At 51.6% G+C, this 5546-nt stretch carries 2 rRNA genes; both read left to right on the forward strand.

Going from position 1 to position 5546, the window contains the following annotated elements:
* Window positions 1-573: 573 nt before the first annotated feature.
* Window positions 574-2101: ribosomal RNA gene (locus tag QFX05_RS08275) — 16S ribosomal RNA — on the forward strand.
* A gap of 308 nt (window positions 2102-2409) precedes the next feature.
* A 23S ribosomal RNA gene (locus tag QFX05_RS08280) occupies window positions 2410-5500 on the forward strand.
* The 16S and 23S rRNA genes sit together here, the layout of an rRNA operon.
* The last annotated feature ends 46 nt before the right edge of the window (window positions 5501-5546 follow it).

Below are 5546 nucleotides of genomic sequence, written 5' to 3' on the forward strand. Positions count from 1 at the left end.
TGTTTGTGGTCTACTTCACCCTTTTTGAGGTTGCATGGGTGTTTAGGCGTCTGTATAGTTGTATGAGTCGCCGCGGCGAGGAGGAAAAAACGAAGAACTTCTTCGGTGTTTCTCCTAGTCAGAAGCGGTTTGAATGGCTTTCAATTGTATAGTGTTTTGGTTTCTTGCTTGAAGGAGATCCGGGTTGCTTTGTTGGTGATGGTGGAAGAGTTTAGGAAAGAAACTTTGTGGTGTGAATCACGGAAAACGGATTTGCATGACAAACAAAACGCTGGTATAGTTGATTGGGTTGCCGCGGGAACGCGGTGATCATGAAATAACATGAATGACCGTTCAACGGTAAGGCTTGCTTGAAATAGTAAGTTGAGGTGTTGAATCGGTGTGTTGCTTGAGAACTCAATAGTGTGCTTTGTTCAATAAAATCACCATTATGGTGGTTGAAACTGAAACTAATACCAAATATTTATTTATATTTGATAATCATCAAATGGTTTCAAATTTAGTCAGCTTGAGTCACGCACCCCCGTGTGTGATTCGCTGTTTGAGATCAGATTATCAAGCTTTTCTATTTTTTCAACGGAGAGTTTGATTCTGGCTCAGGACGAACGCTGGCGGCGTGCTTAACACATGCAAGTCGAACGATGAAGCCTAGCTTGCTAGGTGGATTAGTGGCGAACGGGTGAGTAATACGTGAGTAACCTACCTTTAACTCTGGGATAAGCCTGGGAAACTGGGTCTAATACCGGATACGACCAATCTCCGCATGGGGTGTTGGTGGAAAGCGTTATGTAGTGGTTATAGATGGGCTCACGGCCTATCAGCTTGTTGGTGAGGTAACGGCTCACCAAGGCGACGACGGGTAGCCGGCCTGAGAGGGTGACCGGCCACACTGGGACTGAGACACGGCCCAGACTCCTACGGGAGGCAGCAGTGGGGAATATTGCACAATGGGCGCAAGCCTGATGCAGCGACGCCGCGTGAGGGATGACGGCCTTCGGGTTGTAAACCTCTGTTAGCAGGGAAGAAGAGAGATTGACGGTACCTGCAGAGAAAGCGCCGGCTAACTACGTGCCAGCAGCCGCGGTAATACGTAGGGCGCGAGCGTTGTCCGGAATTATTGGGCGTAAAGAGCTTGTAGGCGGTTTGTCGCGTCTGCTGTGAAAGGCCGGAGCTTAACTCCGTGTATTGCAGTGGGTACGGGCAGACTAGAGTGCAGTAGGGGAGACTGGAATTCCTGGTGTAGCGGTGGAATGCGCAGATATCAGGAGGAACACCGATGGCGAAGGCAGGTCTCTGGGCTGTAACTGACGCTGAGAAGCGAAAGCATGGGGAGCGAACAGGATTAGATACCCTGGTAGTCCATGCCGTAAACGTTGGGCACTAGGTGTGGGGAACATTCCACGTTTTCCGCGCCGTAGCTAACGCATTAAGTGCCCCGCCTGGGGAGTACGGCCGCAAGGCTAAAACTCAAAGAAATTGACGGGGGCCCGCACAAGCGGCGGAGCATGCGGATTAATTCGATGCAACGCGAAGAACCTTACCAAGGCTTGACATATACTGGATCGCATCAGAGATGGTGTTTCCCTTCGGGGCTGGTATACAGGTGGTGCATGGTTGTCGTCAGCTCGTGTCGTGAGATGTTGGGTTAAGTCCCGCAACGAGCGCAACCCTCGTTCTATGTTGCCAGCACGTTATGGTGGGGACTCATAGGAGACTGCCGGGGTCAACTCGGAGGAAGGTGGGGATGACGTCAAATCATCATGCCCCTTATGTCTTGGGCTTCACGCATGCTACAATGGCCGGTACAGAGGGTTGCGATACTGTGAGGTGGAGCTAATCCCTAAAAGCCGGTCTCAGTTCGGATTGGGGTCTGCAACTCGACCCCATGAAGTCGGAGTCGCTAGTAATCGCAGATCAGCAACGCTGCGGTGAATACGTTCCCGGGCCTTGTACACACCGCCCGTCAAGTCACGAAAGTTGGTAACACCCAAAGCCGGTGGCCTAACCTTTTTGGAGGGAGCCGTCTAAGGTGGGATTGGCGATTGGGACTAAGTCGTAACAAGGTAGCCGTACCGGAAGGTGCGGCTGGATCACCTCCTTTCTAAGGAGCACATTTAGTTGGCCATGCTATCCGCGAGTGTCGGGTGGGTGGTTTTGCTCATGGGTGGAATATTGGTTTTGGGTTGGATGAGGCGCATTGTTGGGTTTTGGGGTAACACATGTGTGTTGTTCCTTTGTTTGCCTGGCATGGTGATGATGTGAGAATTTGTTTTCTTGTGTTGTTGTTGTGTTGTGGGTTGTTGTTTGAGAACTATATAGTGGACGCGAGCATCTTCTGGAATTTGCGTTGAATCAATGCTTTTGTGTTGGTTTGATTGTTGATTTTAGATTCTTATTTTTCTTGATTGTGTGTAAGTTATTAAGGGCACACGGTGGATGCCTTGGCATTAAGAGCCGATGAAGGACGTGTGAATCTGCGATAAGCCTCGGGGAGCCGATAACTGGGCTGTGATCCGAGGATTTCCGAATGGGGAAACCTGGCTCATCTTCATGGTGAGTTACCACCAGCTGAATGTATAGGCTGGTTGGGGGGAACGCGGGGAAGTGAAACATCTCAGTACCCGCAGGAAGAGAAAATAATGTAATGATTCTGTGAGTAGTGGCGAGCGAAAGCGGAAGAGACTAAACCTGTGGTGTGTGATAGCGGTTAGGCGTTGCATCATGGGGGTTGTGGGAGTCACAGTGGCAGTTCTAACTGGCTGCCGGCATGATGTTCAGGATGGTAGGTGAACGACTTGGAATGGTCGGCCGTAGAGGGTGAGAGTCCCGTAATCGAAATTGTTCTGTCCGTGGTGTGGCCACCCGAGTAGCACGGGGCTCGTGGAATCTCGTGTGAATCTGCCAGGACCACCTGGTAAGTCTAAATACTTCTTAGTGACCGATAGTGAATCAGTACCGTGAGGGAATGGTGAAAAGTACCCCGGGAGGGGAGTGAAATAGTACCTGAAACCGTGTGCTTACAAGCCGTTGGAGCCTTTTGGGGTGACAGCGTGCCTTTTGAAGAATGAGCCTGCGAGTTAGTGTTATGTCGCGAGGTTAACCCGTGTGGGGTATCCGTAGCGAAAGCGAGTCTGAATAGGGCGTTTGAGTGGCATGACCTAGACCCGAAGCGGAGTGATCTATCCATGGCCAGGTTGAAGCGACGGTAAGACGTCGTGGAGGACCGAACCCACTTCAGTTGAAAATGGAGGGGATGAGCTGTGGATAGGGGTGAAAGGCCAATCAAACTCTGTGATAGCTGGTTCTCCCCGAAATGCATTTAGGTGCAGCGTTGCGTGTTTCTTGCCGGAGGTAGAGCTACTGGATGGCCGATGGGCCTTCACGGGTTACTGACGTCAGCTAAACTCCGAATGCCGGTAAGTGAGAGCGTAGCAGTGAGACAGTGGGGGATAAGCTTCATTGTCGAGAGGGAAACAGCCCAGACCACCAACTAAGGCCCCTAAGCGTGTGCTAAGTGGGAAAGGATGTGGAGTTGCTTAGACAACCAGGAGGTTGGCTTAGAAGCAGCCATCCTTGAAAGAGTGCGTAACAGCTCACTGGTCAAGTGATTCTGCGCCGATAATGTAGCGGGGCTCAAGTACACCGCCGAAGTTGTGGCAATGATCTTTTTGGATTGTTGGGTAGGGGAGCGTCGTGTGGCCGGTGAAGCTGCGGTGTAAACCAGTGGTGGAGGCTATGCGAGTGAGAATGCAGGCATGAGTAGCGAAAGATGAGTGAGAAACTCATCCGCCGGATGATCAAGGGTTCCAGGGTCAAGTTAATCTGCCCTGGGTTAGTCGGGGCCTAAGGCGAGGCCGACAGGCGTAGTCGATGGATAACGGGTTGATATTCCCGTACCGGTGAAAAACCGCCCATACTGATATTGTGATGCTAACCATGCGAAGCATGATGTGCAGGCTTTTGTTTGTGTGTTGTGTGGGTTGTGGGGCCCGATCTTTGGAGGTAAACGTGTTAACAGGTGTGACGCAGGAAGGTAGCCAAGCCACGCGATGGTTGTCGTGGTCTAAGCGTGTAGGGTTGTCGGTTGTTAAATGCGCCGGCTGTGTGCCTGAGACGTGATGGGACCCTGTTTTTGGGGGATTTGGTGATCCTATGCTGCCGAGAAAAGCATCGGCGTGAGGTTTTAGCCGCCCGTACCCTAAACCGACACAGGTGATCAGGTAGAGAATACTAAGGCGATCGAGAGAATCATGGTTAAGGAACTCGGCAAAATGCCCCCGTAACTTCGGGAGAAGGGGGACCTTGAGCGTGATGGGTACTTGCTGCCCGGAGCGTGTATGGGTCGCAGAGACCAGGGGGAAGCGACTGTTTATCAAAAACACAGGTCCGTGCGAAGTCGTAAGACGATGTATACGGACTGACTCCTGCCCGGTGCTGGAAGGTTAAGAGGATTGGTTAGCCTTTGTGGCGAAGCTGAGAATTTAAGCCCCAGTAAACGGCGGTGGTAACTATAACCATCCTAAGGTAGCGAAATTCCTTGTCGGGTAAGTTCCGACCTGCACGAATGGAGTAACGACTTCCCTACTGTCTCAACCATGAACTCGGCGAAATTGCAGTACGAGTAAAGATGCTCGTTTCGCGCAGCAGGACGGAAAGACCCCGTGACCTTTACTATAGTTTGGTATTGGTGTTTGGTTTGGCTTGTGTAGGATAGGTGGGAGACTGTGAAGCATGGACGCTAGTTTGTGTGGAGTCGTTGTTGAAATACCACTCTGGTCAATCTGGATGTCTAACTTCGGGCCATGATCTGGTTCAGGGACAGTGCCTGATGGGTAGTTTAACTGGGGCGGTTGCCTCCTAAAGTGTAACGGAGGCGCCCAAAGGTTCCCTCAGCCTGGTTGGCAATCAGGTGTTGAGTGTAAGTGCACAAGGGAGCTTGACTGTGAGACTGGCAGGTCGAGCAGGGACGAAAGTCGGGACTAGTGATCCGGCGGTACGTTGTGGAACGGCCGTCGCTCAACGGATAAAAGGTACCTCGGGGATAACAGGCTGATCTTGCCCAAGAGTCCATATCGACGGCATGGTTTGGCACCTCGATGTCGGCTCGTCGCATCCTGGGGCTGGAGTCGGTCCCAAGGGTTGGGCTGTTCGCCCATTAAAGCGGTACGCGAGCTGGGTTCAGAACGTCGTGAGACAGTTCGGTCCCTATCCGCTGCGCGCGTTGGAAATTTGAGAAAGGCTGTCCTTAGTACGAGAGGACCGGGACGGACGAACCTCTGGTATGTCAGTTGTACCGCCAGGTGCATGGCTGATTGGCTACGTTCGGGAGGGATAACCGCTGAAAGCATCTAAGCGGGAAGCCTGTTTCGAGATGAGATTTCCTGGCACTTTTTGGTGTGTGAGGCTCCTTATAGATGATGAGGTTGATAGGCCGGGTATGGAAGCGAGGACTGAAGACTCGTGGAGTTGACTGGTACTAATAGGCTGAAGGCTTACTTTTCAGGAAGTTGTTTGTTGTTTGCGTTCACTGTATGGTTTTTGGATAA

Origin of the sequence: Rothia similimucilaginosa (assembly GCF_029850875.1) — a bacterium.
In the GTDB taxonomy this organism is placed as follows: domain Bacteria; phylum Actinomycetota; class Actinomycetes; order Actinomycetales; family Micrococcaceae; genus Rothia.